The following is a 15,374-nucleotide window of genomic DNA, read 5'->3' as shown; positions in this document are numbered from 1 at the left end:
GGGCCGTGCCGCTACCGTTGACGGCGTGTTCGGTCTCGCCGTGTTGATCCCATCACCGCCCGTGCTGGTCCCCGAATTGTGCGGTGGACGGCCCGAGGCGGACGGCACGCATCTCGCGGCACAGGTGCGCCCGCTGCGCGAGGCGGTGCTGACCGCGGCGCGTGATCTGGCCGCGTTCACATCGCGGTGGACGGTCGTCGGGGTGAGTGCGGCGGGCGACGGGAACGGCCCGCGCGAGGCGGGGGTGTTCGCGCCCGGAACGGATGACACATCGGGCGGATCACCCGGGGCGAGCCCGGTGATCGGCGCCGGGACGGAGGGTGCGTCGGGCGGGGTGCCGAGGCTGGGTGCTCCCCGAGCTGACGTGCCGCTGTTCGGTGCCGGGACGATCGGAACGTTCCGGGGCTACGGGGCCGATGTCCGCGTGGCACTGTCGGAGGTCGCGCTGCAGGGGGACGGTCCCGCGGATCCTGGGCTGCCGCTGGCCGTGCTGATCGGCGGATGGGTGCGTGGATGCGTGGGGGACGAAGTCAGGGCCGACGCGTGGCTGGTGGATCAGGATGCCCCGGCCGGGCGGTGTGTGGAGCTGGGCGAGCGGCTGCGTCGCGAGCTGGACGCGCAACCCGAGGCGCACGGCGTGCTGGTAATCGCCGACGGGGCGGCCACCTTGTCGACCAGCGCGCCGGGGTATCTGGATCCGCGCGCGCAGGCGGTGCAGGACCGGATCGATGACGCCCTCTCCGCGGGCGAGGCGACCGTCCTGACGACGCTCGACACCGATCTGTGCGCGGAGCTCGGGGTATCGGGCCGCGCGGCCTACCAGGTCCTGGCCGGACTGTTCTCCGGCGACGTCCCGAAGGTCGAAACCCTCTACCGGGCAGCGCCTTTCGGCGTCGGCTATCAGGTGAGCACCTGGCGTCCCGGGGTCGGTTCGTGATCACCCCGATCGCCGTGGTCGGTCCCACCGCCACCGGAAAGTCCGATCTCGCACTGGAATTGGCGCAACGCCTGGACGGGGAGATCGTCAACATCGATGCCATGCAGCTGTATCGCGGCATGGATATCGGCACCGCCAAACTCCCGGTGGCGCAACGTCGCGGCATCGCCCATCACCAGCTCGACGTGCTCGACGTCACCGAAACCGCCACGGTCGCGGCCTATCAGACCGGCGCGTCTGCCGATGTCGAGGCGATCATGGCGCGCGGGCGCACCCCGGTCATCGTCGGCGGATCGATGATGTACGTCCAGGCGTTGCTGGACCGGTGGGATTTTCCGGCCACCGATTCGCGGGTGCGCGCGAAATGGGAGGCGCTGCTGGCCGAAGGCGGTGTGGCCGCGCTGCACGCCGCCCTGCGGGACGCCGATCCCGTTGCGGCGCAGACGATTCTGCCCACCGACGGCCGCCGCATGGTGCGCGCGCTCGAGGTGGTCGAACTCACCGGCCGCCCGTTCGCCGCCTCCCAACCGCAGATCGGTGAACCGCATTGGGGCACAATCATTCTCGGCGTCGATCGCGAGACCGCCGAACTCGACGCGCGCATCGAGATCCGCACCGCGGCCATGTTCGAGGACGGCCTCGTCGACGAGGTGCGCACTCTCCTCGGACAGGGTTTGCGAGAGGGGCAAACCGCCCGTCGCGCAATCGGATACGCTCAGGTTCTCGCCTACCTGGACGGCGAATACGACCTCGCCCACGCGCAGGAACGCACCCTCATCGGCACTCGACGATACGTCCGCCGTCAGCGTTCCTGGTTCCGCCGCGACCCCCGCGTCCACTGGCTCGATGGCGCCGACCCCCACCTCCCCGAATCCGCCCTCGAACACGTGCTGCCCCGTCTCGATAAGACCGACCGGGAACGCATCGAGCGCTGAGGTCGAGAACCCGGGGTCGGCCCGGTACACCGGCTGCGCTGGGGCGATGCCGTCGTATCGATGCCGCGGACCCATCGGCACGGACGTGCGGTCGGGGCATTCGCCGATACGACAAAGCTGCACGTACGAATTCGCCGTCTCGACGCGTCTGATTCCGCAGATCGCTGGATACGTGAGCGCGATGTCCCGCTCCGTTCGACCTGACGCATGTGGCTGAATTACCCACGCAAGCAGGTCACGCCCATCTGCGGCGACAATCGTGTCCACCGGCTCTGCCGGACACCCGTCACACGGCAGGTCGCGGGACGAGTCGTGGGTGAGGTCGCTTGGTAATGGACAAGGCACCGATGCCCTCGGGATGAGGCCTGCGGCGGGGCCGTCTGCGCCCGGACGACGCGGGCTCGGCGGCGTCGGATCCCTGGCGGGCGTGTGCGGCGGAATTCTTCGGGCGGGTGCGGTGCTGGTTCGGGCAGGCTGTGATGCGGGGCCGACCCCGGTGACGAGTGTCTCGGCGTGGAACAGGGAGAATGTGGGAGTGTCCGATATCGAATTCACCAAAGGCCACGGCACCCAGAACGATTTCGTGATCCTGTTCGACCCGGAGGCCGGGTTGGATCTCACGCCGAGCCGGGTGGCGGCGCTGTGCGATCGGCAGCGTGGCCTGGGTGCGGACGGTGTGCTGCGGGTGGCGTGGGGTGAACCCCTGGTCGAAGCGGGTGTGCTGGACGAGCTGCCCGAGGGGGTCGGCCCGGACGACTGGTTCATGGACTACCGCAATGCCGACGGTTCGATCGCGGAGATGTGCGGTAACGGCGTGCGGGTGTTCGCCCATCACCTCGCGGTGATCGGGGCGGAGACCAGCGGATCGTTCGTGGTCGGGACGCGCGCGGGGGCGCGGCCGGTGGTCGTGCACGCCGCGGATCGGGTACACGGCGAGGTCACCGTGGAGATGGGTCGGGTGCGGGAGCTGGGCGAGTCCTTCGCGACCCTCGGCGGCCGGGCGTTCCCGGGTATCGGCATCGACGTCGGCAATCCGCACCTGGCCTGCGTGGATCCGGAGCTGACCGCCGAGGCGCTGGCGAAACTCGATCTGACCGTGGCACCCGGCTACGAACCCGAGATGTTCCCGCACGGCGTGAACGTCGAAATTCTCACCGCGCTGGGCGACTCCGGCGACGGTCGGCGCGGGGTCGATATGCGCGTGTACGAACGCGGCGTCGGCGAAACCCGTTCCTGCGGAACGGGAACCGTGGCCGCGGCGGCAGCGGCACTGGTGCGCGAGGGCTTCGCGATCGAGAAGGATTCCGGCGAGGTGGTCGTGTGGGTGCCCGGGGGAGCGGTCACCGTGAGCATCGATCACGGTGACGCCCGGCTGCGCGGTCCCTCCGAGCTGGTCGCCTCCGGGCGCATCGCCCGGCAGTGGTGGGACGGGATCTGAGTCCCTCGCACGCCCTGCCGGAAATAACTCGAGTGCATCTTCGTGTTCTGTCGTGGGAGCATGGAGGTATATGAGGAAATCCGAAACGTATGAGTTCACTCCGGTCGACGAGCTGGTCCCGGAGGATGCGACCGCCCCCGACGAGGATCGTGCGGGCGGCGGGTGGGCTCCCGACCCGACCGTCGGCGAACTGCAGCTCGAGGAGCGCAGCTCGCTACGTCGCGTCGCGGGCCTGTCCACCGAGCTCACCGACGTCACCGAGGTCGAGTACCGGCAGCTGCGCCTGGAACGGGTCGTGCTGGTCGGAGTGTGGACCGAGGGTAGCGCGACACAGGCAGAGGCGAGCATGGCCGAACTGGCCGCACTCGCCGAGACCGCGGGCTCGCAGGTGCTCGACGCGCTGATCCAGCGTCGTGACAAGCCCGATCCGGCCACCTACATCGGCTCGGGCAAGGCCGACGAGTTGCGCGCGGTGGTACTCGACACCGGCGCGGACACGGTCGTCTGCGACGGCGAGCTGACGCCCGCGCAGCTGACCGCGCTGGAGAAGGTCGTCAAGGTCAAGGTGATCGACCGGACCGCGCTGATCCTGGACATCTTCGCCCAGCACGCGACCTCCCGGGAGGGTAAGGCGCAGGTCTCGCTGGCGCAGATGGAATACATGCTGCCGCGATTGCGCGGCTGGGGTGAGTCGATGTCCCGGCAGGCCGGTGGCCGCGCGGGCGGCGCCAGCGGCGGTGTGGGTACCCGTGGTCCGGGTGAGACCAAGATCGAGACCGATCGTCGCCGGATCCGCGAGCGGATGGCCAAGCTGCGTCGCGAGATCCGGGAGATGAAGACCGCTCGCGACACGAAGCGGTCCCGGCGCACCTCCAGCGGCATTCCGTCGGTGGCGATCGTCGGCTACACCAACGCGGGCAAGTCGAGCCTGATGAACGCCCTGACCGGGGCGGGCCTCCTGGTGCAGGACGCGTTGTTCGCCACCCTGGACCCGACCACGCGACGCGCCGCCCTGGAGGACGGTCGCGAGGTCGTGTTCACCGACACCGTGGGATTCGTCCGGCATCTGCCGACGCAGCTGGTGGAGGCGTTCCGCTCGACGCTCGAGGAGGTCACCGGCGCGGATCTGCTACTGCACGTCGTGGACGGCTCCGATTCGCTGCCCGGCGAGCAGATCAAGGCGGTGCGCGCGGTCGTCACCGATGTGCTGCGCGAGACCGGCACCCCGGCTCCGCCGGAGTTGTTGGTGGTCAACAAGATCGACGCCCTGGACCCGATGGAGCTGACGCAGTTGCGCGGGTTGCTCCCCGATGCCGTCTTCGTCTCCGCTCGCACCGGGCGGGGCATCGAGGACCTGCGCGATCGACTGGCCGAGATCCTCGGCGGCCTGGATGTCGAGGTCAGCGTGCTGCTGCCGTACAGCCGCGGCGATCTGCTGTCCCGGATCCACGCGGACGGCAGCATCATCAGCTCCGAGCACCAGGAGTCCGGAACCCGGGTCTGCGCGCGCGTGCCGAGGCCGCTGGCGGCGTCGCTGGCCGAATTCGCGCACGCGGGATCCGCCGAGACCGACGGCCTGGTCTCCCAGGGCTGATCGCACAAGGCCGAGTCCCGCTCAGTCGGTGATTCCTGGCGGAACCCGCACCGGTTTTGCCACGCTGGTCGAGATGACCGACCACCTGCGCACCGATATCGCGACGATGCTGCTGGACCGACTGGGCGACGACCGGCCCGGCCTGCTGTCCCGCACCGCCACCTGGACCTGGGACGAGGTGGTCCGGGAATCGGCGGCGCGTGCGGCGCTGGCCCGGGAGGTGCGCCGCGACGGTCCGTTCCACATCGGCGTCCTGCTGGAGAACGTGCCGGATTTCGTCTTCTGGCTCGGCGCGGCGGCATTGGCGGGCGCGACGGTGGTCGGGATCAATCCCACGCGCGGCACCGAACAGCTCGGTGCGGATATCCGGTACACCGACTGCCAGCTCATCGTCACCGATGCCGCGGGGTTCGAGCGGTTGCGGGATCTGGATACCGGGTTGACGCGGGATCGCTTTCTGCTGGTCGACGATCCGGAGTATGTGCGCGCGGTGCGAGAGCATCGGTGTGAGCCCGAGGCCGCCGGGGGACCGGACTCGCTGCTGCTGTTGCTGTTCACCTCCGGAACCACCGGCATGTCCAAGGCCGTCAAATGCTCCCAGGGACGTCTGAGCCGGGTGGCGTACGCGGCGGTCGCGAAATTCGGGCACATCCGTGAGGACGTGGAGTACTGCTGTATGCCGCTGTTCCACGGCAACGCGATCATGGCGCTGTGGTCCCCGGCCCTGGCGGTCGGCGCGACGGTATGTCTCACACCGAAATTCTCTGCGTCCCAATTCCTTCCGGACGTCCGGTATTACGGCGCGACCTTCTTCACCTACGTCGGCAAGGCGCTCGGTTACCTGATGGCGACGCCCGAGACGCCCGAGGATTCCGACAATCGCCTGACGCGCGGTTTCGGCACCGAGGCATCCACGGCGGATCAGGCCGAATTCCGCCGACGCTTCGGCGCGGAGCTGTTCGAGGGCTACGGCTCGAGCGAGGGCTCCGGCATGGTCGCACTGGATCCGCAGTCGCCGCCCGGTGCGCTCGGCCGTCCCGCGCATGCCGGGGTGGCGGTCGTCCATCCGGACACGCTGACCGAGTGCGTTCGCGCCGAACTGGACGAATACGGCCGGGTCCGCAATCCCGACGAGGCCATCGGCGAGATGGTCGACAAGGCGGGCGCCCTGTCCTTCGAGGGGTATTACAAGAACGACGCCGCCGACGCCGAGCGCATCCGCAACGGCTGGTACTGGACCGGCGACCTCGGTTACATCGATACCGGCGGATTCCTCTACTTCGCGGGTCGCAAGGGTGATTGGATCCGGGTGGACGGGGAGAACACCTCGGCGCTCATGATCGAACGGGTGCTGCGCCGTCATCCCGCGGTGATCGCCGCGGCGGTCTACGGCGTGCCCGATCCCCGTTCGGGCGATCAGGTGATGGCGGCGGTCGAGGTCGCCGATCCGGCCGGGTTCGATTTGCTCGAATTCGCCGAATTCCTTTGTGCCCAGGACGATCTCGGTGCCAAGGGGACGCCGCGGCTGCTGCGGGTCTCGGCGAATCTGCCGGTGACCGGTTCGAACAAGGTGCTCAAGCGGCAGTTGCAGGAACAGGCGTGGCGAACCGAGGATGCGGTGTATCACTGGTCGGGGCGCGGTGGGCCCGAATACGCCGCGCTGACCGTCGGGGGCAGATCCGCCCTCGAGGCCGAATTCGCCGCGCACGGTAGGCGGCGTTTGCTCGGCGCCTAGTGGCGACCTCCCGTTCGGTCCCCGGTGCGGCCGTCGCGAAGTCCGCCGGATCTCGAAGGTTTCTCTCAGGCGAGGTCGCTACCATGGCGACTCTGGAAACGGCCTGCTGGGAGGATTTTTTGTCCGATTTCGAGCCGGTAGCGACGGCTACCGGCACAACCGTGTTGTCGGATGGCGCGCCGCTGCGGATATCGTTGGAGGAGAACGATATTCGAAGACTCGAGGCCCTTGCGGCACCCCTGCGGGCATGGACGAGTCCGGTATTCCACGGGTTGTCGAACATTCCCGCCGACGGTCCCGTGCTGCTGGTGGGCAACCACAATTTCCTCGGCATCGATACCCCGGTGCTGTGGCCCGAACTCGCGCGCACGCGGGGTCGGCTGCTGCGCGGCCTGGCCGAGAATGCGCTGATCACCGTGCCGGGTGTGCGGCACATCCTGCAGAGCATCGGGTGTGTGCGCGGCAACCGCGAGAATTGCCGCACACTGCTCGAAGAGGGTGAGATGGTGCTGGTCTTCCCGGGCGGCGGGCGCGAGGCCGTGCGCCGCAAGGGGGAGAAGTACGTCCTCAAATGGGAGGGACGCACCGGCTTCGCGCGGATGGCGATCGAGACCGGCGCACCGATCGTGCCGATGGCGATGATCGGCGCGGACGACGTCTACGACATCATCTTCGACGGCGACGATCTGGCCATGCGCCCGGTGCGGATGCTCGTCGAGGCGCTGGGACTGCACCGCAGTCTGACTCCGCCACTGGTCCGGGGCCTGGGCCCGACGCTGCTGCCCAAGCCCGAGCGGTTCTACTACTCCGCGGGCACGCCCATCGAGACGACGCCGTGGGCCGATGCGCCGGATCTGGACAGGGCCGCCGAGGATTTACAGGCGGTGGTGCGCAAGGCGCTCGAGGAGGAGCTCCGGTTCCTGTTCGCCGAGCGGGAGCGTGATCGCGGCAGGACCCTGCTGGGCCGGGTGCGCGGGGCGGTCGGCCTGTAGGGCAGCCGCGGGCAGGTTTACCGCGGTTCGGGACTTCATCGTCGCCGCTGGACGGCCGTGTAACGCAGTTGGGACTACTTTTTCGAGGATCGAAGTAAACGGCGATTCGACTTCCATGTACCGTATGGGCAGAGGCGAGGTAGCCCATGTGGTCACTAGGAGGTTGGCGTGGAGCGCACCCTTTTCGAACCGGAACACGACCTGTTCCGGGAGTCGTACGGCAAATTTCTCGAGCAGTACGTCGCACCGAATCACGCGGAGTGGGAAGAGCAGGGCGTTGTCGACAGGCAGGTCTGGCTCGAGGCCGGTAAGCAGGGCTTCCTGGGCATGGCCGTGCCCGAGGAGTTCGGCGGCGGCGGCGTGAAGGACTTCCGCTACAACGCGATCGTCACCGAGGAGACCACCAAGGGGCAGTACTCGGGCCTGGGTTTCACGCTGCACAACGACGTCATCGCCCCCTATCTGCTGGAGCTGGCGAACGAGGAGCAGAAGCAGCGCTGGCTGCCCGGTTTCTGTTCCGGTGAGATCATCACCGCCATCGCGATGACCGAGCCCGGCACCGGCTCGGATCTGCAGGGCATCAAGACCCGCGCGGTCAAGGACGGCGACGACTGGATTCTCAACGGCGCCAAGACATTCATCACCAACGGCATCAACTCCGACATCGTGATCGTGGTCGCCCAGACCGATCCCGAGAAGGGCTCGATGGGCTTCTCGCTGCTAGTGGTCGAGCGCGGTATGCCGGGTTTCGAGCGTGGCCGCAACCTGGACAAGATCGGCCTCAAGGCACAGGACACCGCCGAGCTGAGCTTCACCGACGTCCGGGTCCCCGGCAAGAACCTGCTGGGCACCGAGGGGATGGGCTTCATCCACCTCATGCAGAACCTCCCGCAGGAGCGCCTGTCCATCGCGGTGATGGCCGTCGCGGCCATGGAGGGCTGCCTGGACATGACCATCCAGTACGTCCGCGACCGCAAAGCGTTCGGCAAACCGATTGGTGCGCAACAGAACACCCGCTTCGTCCTGGCCGAACTGGCCACCAAGACCACCGCGGTCCGCGTCTTCGTCGACAAGTGCATCGAGGCCCTCAACGAGGAGAAACTCACCGTCGAGGAGGCCGCCATGGCCAAATGGTGGAGCACCGAGGAAGAACTCGACCTCATCACCAAATGCCTGCAACTCCATGGCGGCTACGGCTACATGCGCGAATACCCCATCGCCAAGGCATACATGGACGCGCGCGTCCAGACCATCTACGGCGGCACGACCGAGATCATGAAGGAGATCATCGGTCGTTCGCTGAAACTTGCCTGATAGGGGGCGGTTTCGGGGGTCAGGAGGCGGCGGAAATCCCGTCATTATCCCGTCCCAGATCTGAAATTACTCCGTTTCGAGGGGGGTACCCTACCGGGGTACTGCCCTCGGGGCGGGTGAACACACCCTCGATCGCACAAGAAACTCGCGAAGTCATCCACATGAGACACGGTCTTAGCTGGATCAGCGCATCCAACGCGGCACGCCACTCTGTGGGTGTCTGGACCACATCGACGTCGACCATCAACTCACCCCTCGTTCGGCTCGGCTCGAACGCAGTCGCGAAGCCAATGCTGTTGTAACACTACGACCTCCGGCCGTCGGCATCGGTCCATTCCGCTGAGCCTGGGTAGACGGTCCGCTCATCGAAGTCTGGCACCATACATCCGCACAAGACAGAGCCGAAACCGCTCGGATGCCCGGCTCGACGGCTACACCCCGCTCTCGCATCGCAGCCGCTAATCACGCCGCGAGCAGTCACAGGCTGGCCGTCGGTTTGGTTGTTCCGGTGCCGCTCGGTGGGCTGCGTGATGGCGTTGCGAAGGTCACGCGCTGCGTCGACCACCTGTCGGCAGGCGCGCAGTAGCGTGGCGGCGGCAGCGGGAGCCGAGGCAGCGGCCTGGAGGGCGAGGACGAGTGTACCGATCGCGGTGAGAAGGTCGAAGGTCATGTCCTCACGATCGGTTCGAATCCGGTTCGGGCGCAGTACGGTCGGCCAACCGAACCTGCAACCCTGGTTACCGTGCCGAGATCGGTGCACCGCTGAAGCCGAACCGAACCCCACCGAACGCCCCGGCACTCGGGCCGTGGACCGCCCGTGTGCGGGTCGATGACCGCGCGAGTGACCGCGAAGGTCACCAACCTGTCGATCACCGGCGAGACCGGCTCGGTATGCACCGCCACCTCGCGACGGGACCGCACCGGTAACGCCGCAGCGGTGAGCCGGTCGAGGGTCGCGATCAGCTCGTCGTGCTCGAACGCCACCTGCGTGGGAGAGATCGGCTCCCGCGGGTCCGCGGTGTGCTCGTGCATCGCCAATCCCGCTAAATCCCTTACCGCATCCAGGATTTCGCCGTCGCCGTACGGGACGATCACCTGCGAGCACGCGGCCACGATCGCCGCCGCGGACGGCAACCGTGTGCGCGGTGCCCGCGTCCAGGGCCGCCTGCGCACCCCCAGCGTCACCGCTCGGGTACGGGAGACGGGCTGTGCGGATCGGGCGGTCGATGCGGCCGGGTTGTGGCGGCGTGCCGGGCAGGTGAGCGCGGCGACCATGTCTCGCCAGCCCGGGAAACCGAAAGCGCGCGAGACGATGTCGCGCTCGGCCGGGGTTATCGGGCGCGGGCGTTCGGTGGCCCCGGTCACCGCGAACCCTTGCTGCGAGCGGAGACGTTGACCGGCTCGACGGTCATCAACTCCGAGTCCTCGGCGATCAAGGTGTACCTCCAGTAGCGGCCCTTCCAATCGGCATGCTCGTGCTGCCAGCGATGCGCGATCTCCTCGCCCAGCTCGGACACCGGGCCCGCGGCACCGAAGTAGTGCAGCCGCTCGTACTCGGCGCGGGGAACAGTGCTGGTCATGATGAGTACCTCCATTGTGTTGGGTGATGAAACTTGTTGCGGTGCAACAAGGCATAGGGCGCGGAGAGGATTCAGGCGAGGGGCATGGCGCGTAGCGCCAGATCGTCGAGGGTGTCCGCGCGGGCGGGGTCGGGCACGGTTTGCGAGTAACTGGTGACCGCGTTGGCGATCCCGGCCGCCGAGAGTTGGCCGGCGGCGATGAAGTGGGTCAGAAATGTGCGGGTTCCAGGATTCTTGAACGTCTTGGTAACTGAACCCGCCTGGGATACGTGGCCAATGTTTGTTGCCAGTGACAGGTTCGCTGAGGCGTTGACGACTCGACCCCGGATTGTGACTTCCACGCGCTGGACGATCCTCATTCAGTCGTTGTTCGCGCTATGGGTCCCAGTCGAGCCGATTGCTCCAGAGTTCTCGATTTGGCCAGTTCGGGCAGCGCGGTAAGCGGCAGAAGGGGATGTTTTCCGCCTAATTGCTGAGTCGTGGGCGATGTTCGTCACGGTGAGATCTTTGCTGCGAGTCCGCGGGAGTGTTCCTGGTGCGCAAGCACTACGACGATGACCAGATCGCCGCCCTGGTCTACCTGGTCGCCGTGATCAACGCCGCAACCGGCTGCTGGTGATTACCAGGACCACAGGTGGCTCCTACCAGGCCGGCACATTCGACAATGTGGCGAACTGACCGGCACACCAATCCCTGCCCGGCCCAGGACCGTTCCATCCCGGGCCGGGCCGCGCCGTATGTGCGAGTCCGAGCAGCGCGATCGGCGGCGTCGGCGAACGTTCGGCCAGTCCTTTCGAGCTACGCACAGCTCTGTCGCGTGCACAGTGTCACCCTTGGACGCGAAGGCCGTCGAAGAGGAAGTCCAGCAGTGTGCGGGCTTGCTGGGTTCGGTCCGGATCTCCTTCAGTGGCAAGGGCTATCGCGTTGACGAGCTTCAGTAACTGGGGTGCGGTCAGCCCGGAACGGATCTCGCCCGCGTCTTGAGCGTGCTGCAAAAGGCCGGTTGCCGCGGCGAATATTTCTTTCCGGCACCAAGATTCGGTCGATGTGCCGATGACTGCGAGCAGCGAGGCCGCGAGGCCGCGGGTGGCGCTGCCCTGTGCGACAACGGTGTCGAGCCACAACCTGAGCGCCTCGGCGGGGGCGTGTGCCGTGGCCAAGTCGCCGGCTCGGTGGACCAGTGCCTCTATGTGGTCGTGGTGGACCGCTTCCAGTAGTGCCTGTCTGGTCGGGAAATGGCGGTAGAGCGTGGCATTGCCGACCCCGGCGGCGCGTGCGATGTCGTCCAGCGGCACCTGCGGGCCGTGTTCGGCGACGGCATTGGTGGCGGCGGTGATGAGCCGCTCGTAATTGCGCAGCGCATCGGCGCGGGCCGGTCTGCTCCGGGCTGGTGTCATTTCACTCCGATTGCAAAACGGGGACAGTCCCCGTATTGTAGCCGACAGCTAAACGGGGACAATCCCCACTTATTGCCGATACAGGCGAACAGCGCTATTCGAGGAGGATGCGATGTCGGAAATCGTGTTGGTTACCGGAGCGACGGGCACCCAAGGCGGCGCAACGGCTCGCGCACTGCTGGCGGCGGGTTGGCGGGTGCGTGCGCTGGTGCGTGACCCGGAAACGGCGAGTGCTCGAGCGTTGGCGGGGGCAGGTGCGGAACTGGCCCGTGGCGATATGGGCGACCGAACCACGCTGGATACGGCGGCGGCGGATGTTCACGGGGTGTTCAGCGTGCAACCGACCGCGGGATACCCCGGCACACCCCCCGGCTTCACCGTCGACGATGAACTGAGACTGGGCCGCAATGTCGCGGATGCGGCAGCGGCAGCGGGTGTTGCTCACTTCGTCTACGCCTCGGTCGGCGCTGCGGACGCCGATCACGGCATTCGCCGCTGGCAGAGCAAGGCGGAGTTGGAGAGATACTCGACTCGGCTCGGCCTGCCGACCACCGCATTACGCCCGGTGCGCTTCATGGAGAACCAGCTCGACCCCCGCTTCGGCTTGCGCGAGGGAGTACTCACCGATGTCATCCATCCGGACGTACCTGTGCAGCTGATCGCGGGTACCGACATCGGTGTCTTCGCCGCGCGGGCTTTCACTCACCCGGACGAATACATCGGAGCCGCAGTGGAACTGGCGGGCGACGAGCTGACAATGACCGAGATCACCGAGGCCATGAGCCGGTCCCTCGGACAACCGATCGAATACCGAGCGATCCCACGAGAAGCGTTGTCGGACAAGGACCCCGACGCCCTCGCCGGCTACCGGTTCGCCAACCAGGGCGGAGGCTGGAATGCCGACATCGTGGCGCTGCGGCGATGCCATCCGGAACTGCTGGATTTCACCACCTGGCTGGAGCGTGAAGGTGCACGGCAATACTCCGCGCGATCAATCTCCGCGCGCCCGAACATCTGGCGTTGAGGTCGGAGCGTGGATCGGATCGCGGCTCGTCGTGCCCGGTCGCTGTCAGCTCGGTCTCGTGCCGCGCTGCACGAGCTCGGTGAGCCCTTTCACGAAGGCGTCGTCGGGCCGCTCGGTCACGATCAGGCGAAACTGGATTGCGCCGGCGGCGCATCATCGGCTGGCGCACATCGACATCGATGACCGCGACGCTGGTGCTCGACGTGATGGAGCATGCCATCTGGACTCGTGAACGTGAGGGATGGGATGTGAAAGACATTGTGCACCACAATGATCGAGGATCGCGGGATTAATCCATTGCACATCGATCGCGTTCACCGAACGTTTCGCCGAAGCCGGGATACGGCCCAGCGTAGGCGAGGTGGGATCGAGCTTCGACAACACCCTCTGTCACACCAGTAAGTCTCCGGACTCACCGGGTCGGCTCACAGGAGCCACCGCTGCGAGGCACAGGCCGCAGTATCGCGTCTCGGCTGCTTCCCACGGCATAGCCGGGCATCGGCGCACCCTTCACTCGACCTTCGAATAGCGGACCGAGGCGTTCTCTGCCTTGCGCTCGCTGTCTCTAAGACTTTAGAGTTATGGCTGAATGCGTTGGGTCCCAACGCCGACTCGAATCACGGGACTGTGCGGCAGCGAGGTCATCTTGAATCCCGAAGTGTCGAGGGCGAATCCGCCCGGCACACCCTCGCCAGAGGTGGGCGCGGTGTGGATCTCGCCGGGGTCGCGCAGGAGGTGCTTGTCCGGCCGCGCGTCGGCCCACGCGCCCGGGACGCAGCGCATTGGTGAGATACATGATGAAGGGAATCGATTGTGAGAGTTCATGTGGATGCCGAACGCTGCCAGGGGCACACTCTGTGCGCGATGATCGCGCCGAAGGTCTTCACGCTCAGTGATTTCGACGGGCATTCGTCGGCGATCGGTGAGGACGTTCCTGCTGATCGGGGGGAGAGTGCGCGGGAAGCCGTGCACTCGTGCCCGGAGCGAGCCATCTCCATCGTCGAATAGGCAAGGCGGACAATGACTATCGAGAACGCTGCGCACCGTCGGCCGGTCTATCGGTTCGATCGGCACATGTCGGAGTATCGCGGGCGATTCGGCGAGATCACGGCGGAGATGCAGAGCGAGTGCCCGGTCGCCTGGTCGGACACCTACGGTGGGCACTGGGTCGCCGCGGGGAACCGGGAGGTGTTCGAGCTTGCTCGCTGCCCGTTCGTGTCCAATGATCATGACCCGCAACGGGTTCGGCGTGGTTACAAGGGCATCTCCATCCCGGCGCCGGACGTGCCGGGGATGGTCCGCTCGGGCATTCTGGAGATGGATCCGCCCGAGCAGAAGGATCTGCGGGGCGCGCTGAATCCGTATCTTTCCCCGGCCGCGGTGCGGCGCTGGATTCCATTCGTGGACGAGGTGATTCGCGCCGCGATCGACGAGCGGATCGAGAGCGGGAGCATCGATTTCGTCGACGATCTCGCCAACATCGTGCCCGCGGTGCTCACGCTGGCGATGATGGGCATCCCGATCGCCCACTGGAACATCTACAACGAGCCCGCGCACGCCTCGGTCTACACCCCGCCGGACTCGCCCGATCAAGCCCGCGTGAACAAGATGCGTGAGGCCATGCGGGTGGATTTGATGGCTAATTACCTGGAGATCAAGGAAACTCCGCGGCCGGGCATGATCGATGCGGTGGCCCGGTCGATCGTGGTTGGCGAGCCGATCTCGGACGGCGATGCGCTGGGCATGCTGGCTCTGATCATCGGCGGTGGCTTCGACACGACCACCGCGCTGACCGCCCATGCGCTCGAGTGGCTATCGGAGAATCCGGAGCAGCGCGAATTGCTCAGCCGCGAGCGCGAACTCATGCTCGACGCGGCGACCGAGGAATTCCTGCGCTACTTCACACCGGCGCCCGGTGACGGCCGTACCTTCGCGCAGGACTGTGAAGTGGGCGGCAAGCAGTTCAAAGAAGGTGAGCGGCTGTGGCTTTCGTGGGCTATGGCCAATCGTGATCCGCAGGTGTTCGACAATCCGAACGAGATCGATCTGGAACGTCGCGGTAATCGGCACTACAGTTTCGGCCTCGGCGTGCACCGCTGCATCGGATCGAATATGGCGCGCATGGTGTTCAAGCGGATGCTGCAGGCGGTGTTCGATCGGATGCCGGACTATCGCTGCGATCCGGACCGCGCGGTGCACTACGACACCATCGGCGTCATCCAGGGGATGAAGCACCTGCCCGCGACATTCACCCCGGGGCCGCGGCTGGGCTCCGGACTCGCTGAAACATTGGCCGAACTGCAGCGGATCTGCGATACACAACGGCTGGCCGAACCGATCACCGCGGCCCGCGCTCGCACCGAGAGCTGAATGTCCGGGTCAGTGTGGAACAACCGGTGAGGTCAGTGGCCCGTTAGACTGGCGGCGA

14 protein-coding genes and 2 pseudogenes are annotated in these 15,374 nt (G+C 66.8%); 12 read left to right on the top strand and 4 right to left on the bottom strand.

What is annotated here, in order from left to right:
* Positions 1-25 precede the first annotated feature (25 nt).
* The 7 genes from NM2_RS13795 (at position 26) to NM2_RS13765 (ending at position 8,945) form a co-directional block, all read left to right on the top strand.
* Positions 26-937 carry a class III extradiol ring-cleavage dioxygenase family protein gene (locus tag NM2_RS13795; protein ID WP_157121075.1) on the top strand — a complete coding sequence of 304 codons (912 nt, stop codon included), beginning with the start codon at positions 26-28 and terminating at the stop codon, positions 935-937.
* Positions 934-1,872 carry a tRNA (adenosine(37)-N6)-dimethylallyltransferase MiaA gene (miaA, locus tag NM2_RS13790; protein ID WP_157121074.1) on the top strand — a complete coding sequence of 313 codons (939 nt, stop codon included), beginning with the start codon at positions 934-936 and terminating at the stop codon, positions 1,870-1,872. Before NM2_RS13795 ends, miaA begins: the two co-directional genes overlap by 4 nt.
* Before the next feature lie 544 nt (positions 1,873-2,416).
* Positions 2,417-3,310, top strand: coding sequence for a diaminopimelate epimerase (dapF, locus tag NM2_RS13785; RefSeq protein ID WP_067668678.1), 894 nt, complete (start codon positions 2,417-2,419; stop codon positions 3,308-3,310).
* Between the two features lie 70 nt (positions 3,311-3,380).
* The gene (hflX, locus tag NM2_RS13780; RefSeq protein WP_067668441.1) at positions 3,381-4,904 is read left to right on the top strand and encodes a GTPase HflX; all 1,524 of its coding nucleotides are present in this window, start codon (positions 3,381-3,383) and stop codon (positions 4,902-4,904) included.
* Positions 4,905-4,977: 73 nt separating this feature from the next.
* Positions 4,978-6,639: a steroid-22-oyl-CoA synthetase gene (casI, locus tag NM2_RS13775; RefSeq protein ID WP_067668676.1), complete on the top strand. Its 1,662-nt coding sequence runs from the start codon at positions 4,978-4,980 to the stop codon at positions 6,637-6,639.
* Positions 6,640-6,722: 83 nt separating this feature from the next.
* Positions 6,723-7,631: a lysophospholipid acyltransferase family protein gene (locus NM2_RS13770; RefSeq protein WP_084530934.1), complete on the top strand. Its 909-nt coding sequence runs from the start codon at positions 6,723-6,725 to the stop codon at positions 7,629-7,631.
* Between the two features lie 168 nt (positions 7,632-7,799).
* Entirely contained in the window at positions 7,800-8,945 is a 1,146-nt protein-coding gene (locus NM2_RS13765) for an acyl-CoA dehydrogenase family protein (protein WP_067668439.1), read from the top strand.
* A 666-nt stretch (positions 8,946-9,611) separates the two neighbouring features.
* Here the strand turns inward: NM2_RS13765 and NM2_RS13755 are convergent.
* The 3 genes from NM2_RS13755 to NM2_RS13745 all read right to left on the bottom strand — a co-directional run bounded on the left by NM2_RS13755 (position 9,612) and on the right by NM2_RS13745 (position 10,866).
* Positions 9,612-10,310, bottom strand: a complete 699-nt coding sequence (locus NM2_RS13755; RefSeq protein WP_067668435.1) for a hypothetical protein — start codon at positions 10,308-10,310, stop codon at positions 9,612-9,614.
* Positions 10,307-10,525 (bottom strand): hypothetical protein, encoded by a 219-nt coding sequence (locus tag NM2_RS13750; protein ID WP_157121073.1) that lies wholly within the window; start codon positions 10,523-10,525, stop codon positions 10,307-10,309. The genes NM2_RS13755 and NM2_RS13750 overlap by 4 nt, the downstream gene beginning before the upstream one ends.
* 71 nt (positions 10,526-10,596) lie before the next feature.
* Complete coding sequence (locus tag NM2_RS13745; protein WP_157121072.1) at positions 10,597-10,866, bottom strand: hypothetical protein; 270 nt, start codon at positions 10,864-10,866, stop codon at positions 10,597-10,599.
* A gap of 194 nt (positions 10,867-11,060) precedes the next feature.
* Between NM2_RS13745 and NM2_RS47465 the strand changes: the two are divergent.
* Positions 11,061-11,203, top strand: a pseudogene (locus NM2_RS47465) (carboxymuconolactone decarboxylase family protein); the annotation flags it as partial.
* Positions 11,204-11,352: 149 nt separating this feature from the next.
* On the opposite strand, the gene NM2_RS13740 reads toward NM2_RS47465, so the two are convergent.
* On the bottom strand, positions 11,353-11,922 hold the full coding sequence (locus tag NM2_RS13740; protein ID WP_067668429.1) for a TetR/AcrR family transcriptional regulator: 570 nt from the start codon (positions 11,920-11,922) through the stop codon (positions 11,353-11,355).
* A gap of 112 nt (positions 11,923-12,034) precedes the next feature.
* Here NM2_RS13740 and NM2_RS13735 point away from each other — a divergent pair, with 112 nt between their 5' ends.
* From NM2_RS13735 to NM2_RS13720, 4 genes and pseudogenes are all read left to right on the top strand, one after another.
* Entirely contained in the window at positions 12,035-12,946 is a 912-nt protein-coding gene (locus NM2_RS13735; RefSeq protein ID WP_067668427.1) for an NmrA family NAD(P)-binding protein, read from the top strand.
* 146 nt (positions 12,947-13,092) lie between these two features.
* Positions 13,093-13,343, top strand: a pseudogene (locus tag NM2_RS51585) (DDE-type integrase/transposase/recombinase); the annotation flags it as partial.
* A 416-nt stretch (positions 13,344-13,759) separates the two neighbouring features.
* A complete protein-coding gene (locus tag NM2_RS13725) occupies positions 13,760-13,954 on the top strand; it encodes a ferredoxin (RefSeq protein WP_067668423.1) in 195 nt (64 codons plus the stop codon).
* 12 nt (positions 13,955-13,966) lie between these two features.
* The gene (locus tag NM2_RS13720; RefSeq protein WP_067668420.1) at positions 13,967-15,316 is read left to right on the top strand and encodes a cytochrome P450; all 1,350 of its coding nucleotides are present in this window, start codon (positions 13,967-13,969) and stop codon (positions 15,314-15,316) included.
* Positions 15,317-15,374 lie beyond the last annotated feature (58 nt).

Origin of the sequence: Nocardia miyunensis NBRC 108239 (genome assembly GCF_001613065.1) — a bacterium.
GTDB classification, from domain to species: Bacteria; Actinomycetota; Actinomycetes; order Mycobacteriales; family Mycobacteriaceae; genus Nocardia; species Nocardia miyunensis.
The sequence above is the reverse complement of the archived record's forward strand: the minus strand, read 5'-3'. Positions and strand labels throughout refer to the sequence as shown.

Coding starts and splice junctions, on each gene's coding strand:
- hflX (WP_067668441.1), top strand. CDS start 3,381: ATGAGGAAATCCGAAACGTATGAGTTCACTCCGGTCGACGAGCTGGTC.
- casI (WP_067668676.1), top strand. CDS start 4,978: ATGACCGACCACCTGCGCACCGATATCGCGACGATGCTGCTGGACCGA.
- NM2_RS13770 (WP_084530934.1), top strand. CDS start 6,723: ATGGCGACTCTGGAAACGGCCTGCTGGGAGGATTTTTTGTCCGATTTC.
- NM2_RS13750 (WP_157121073.1), bottom strand. CDS start 10,525: ATGACCAGCACTGTTCCCCGCGCCGAGTACGAGCGGCTGCACTACTTC.
- NM2_RS13740 (WP_067668429.1), bottom strand. CDS start 11,922: ATGACACCAGCCCGGAGCAGACCGGCCCGCGCCGATGCGCTGCGCAAT.
- NM2_RS13735 (WP_067668427.1), top strand. CDS start 12,035: ATGTCGGAAATCGTGTTGGTTACCGGAGCGACGGGCACCCAAGGCGGC.
- NM2_RS13720 (WP_067668420.1), top strand. CDS start 13,967: ATGACTATCGAGAACGCTGCGCACCGTCGGCCGGTCTATCGGTTCGAT.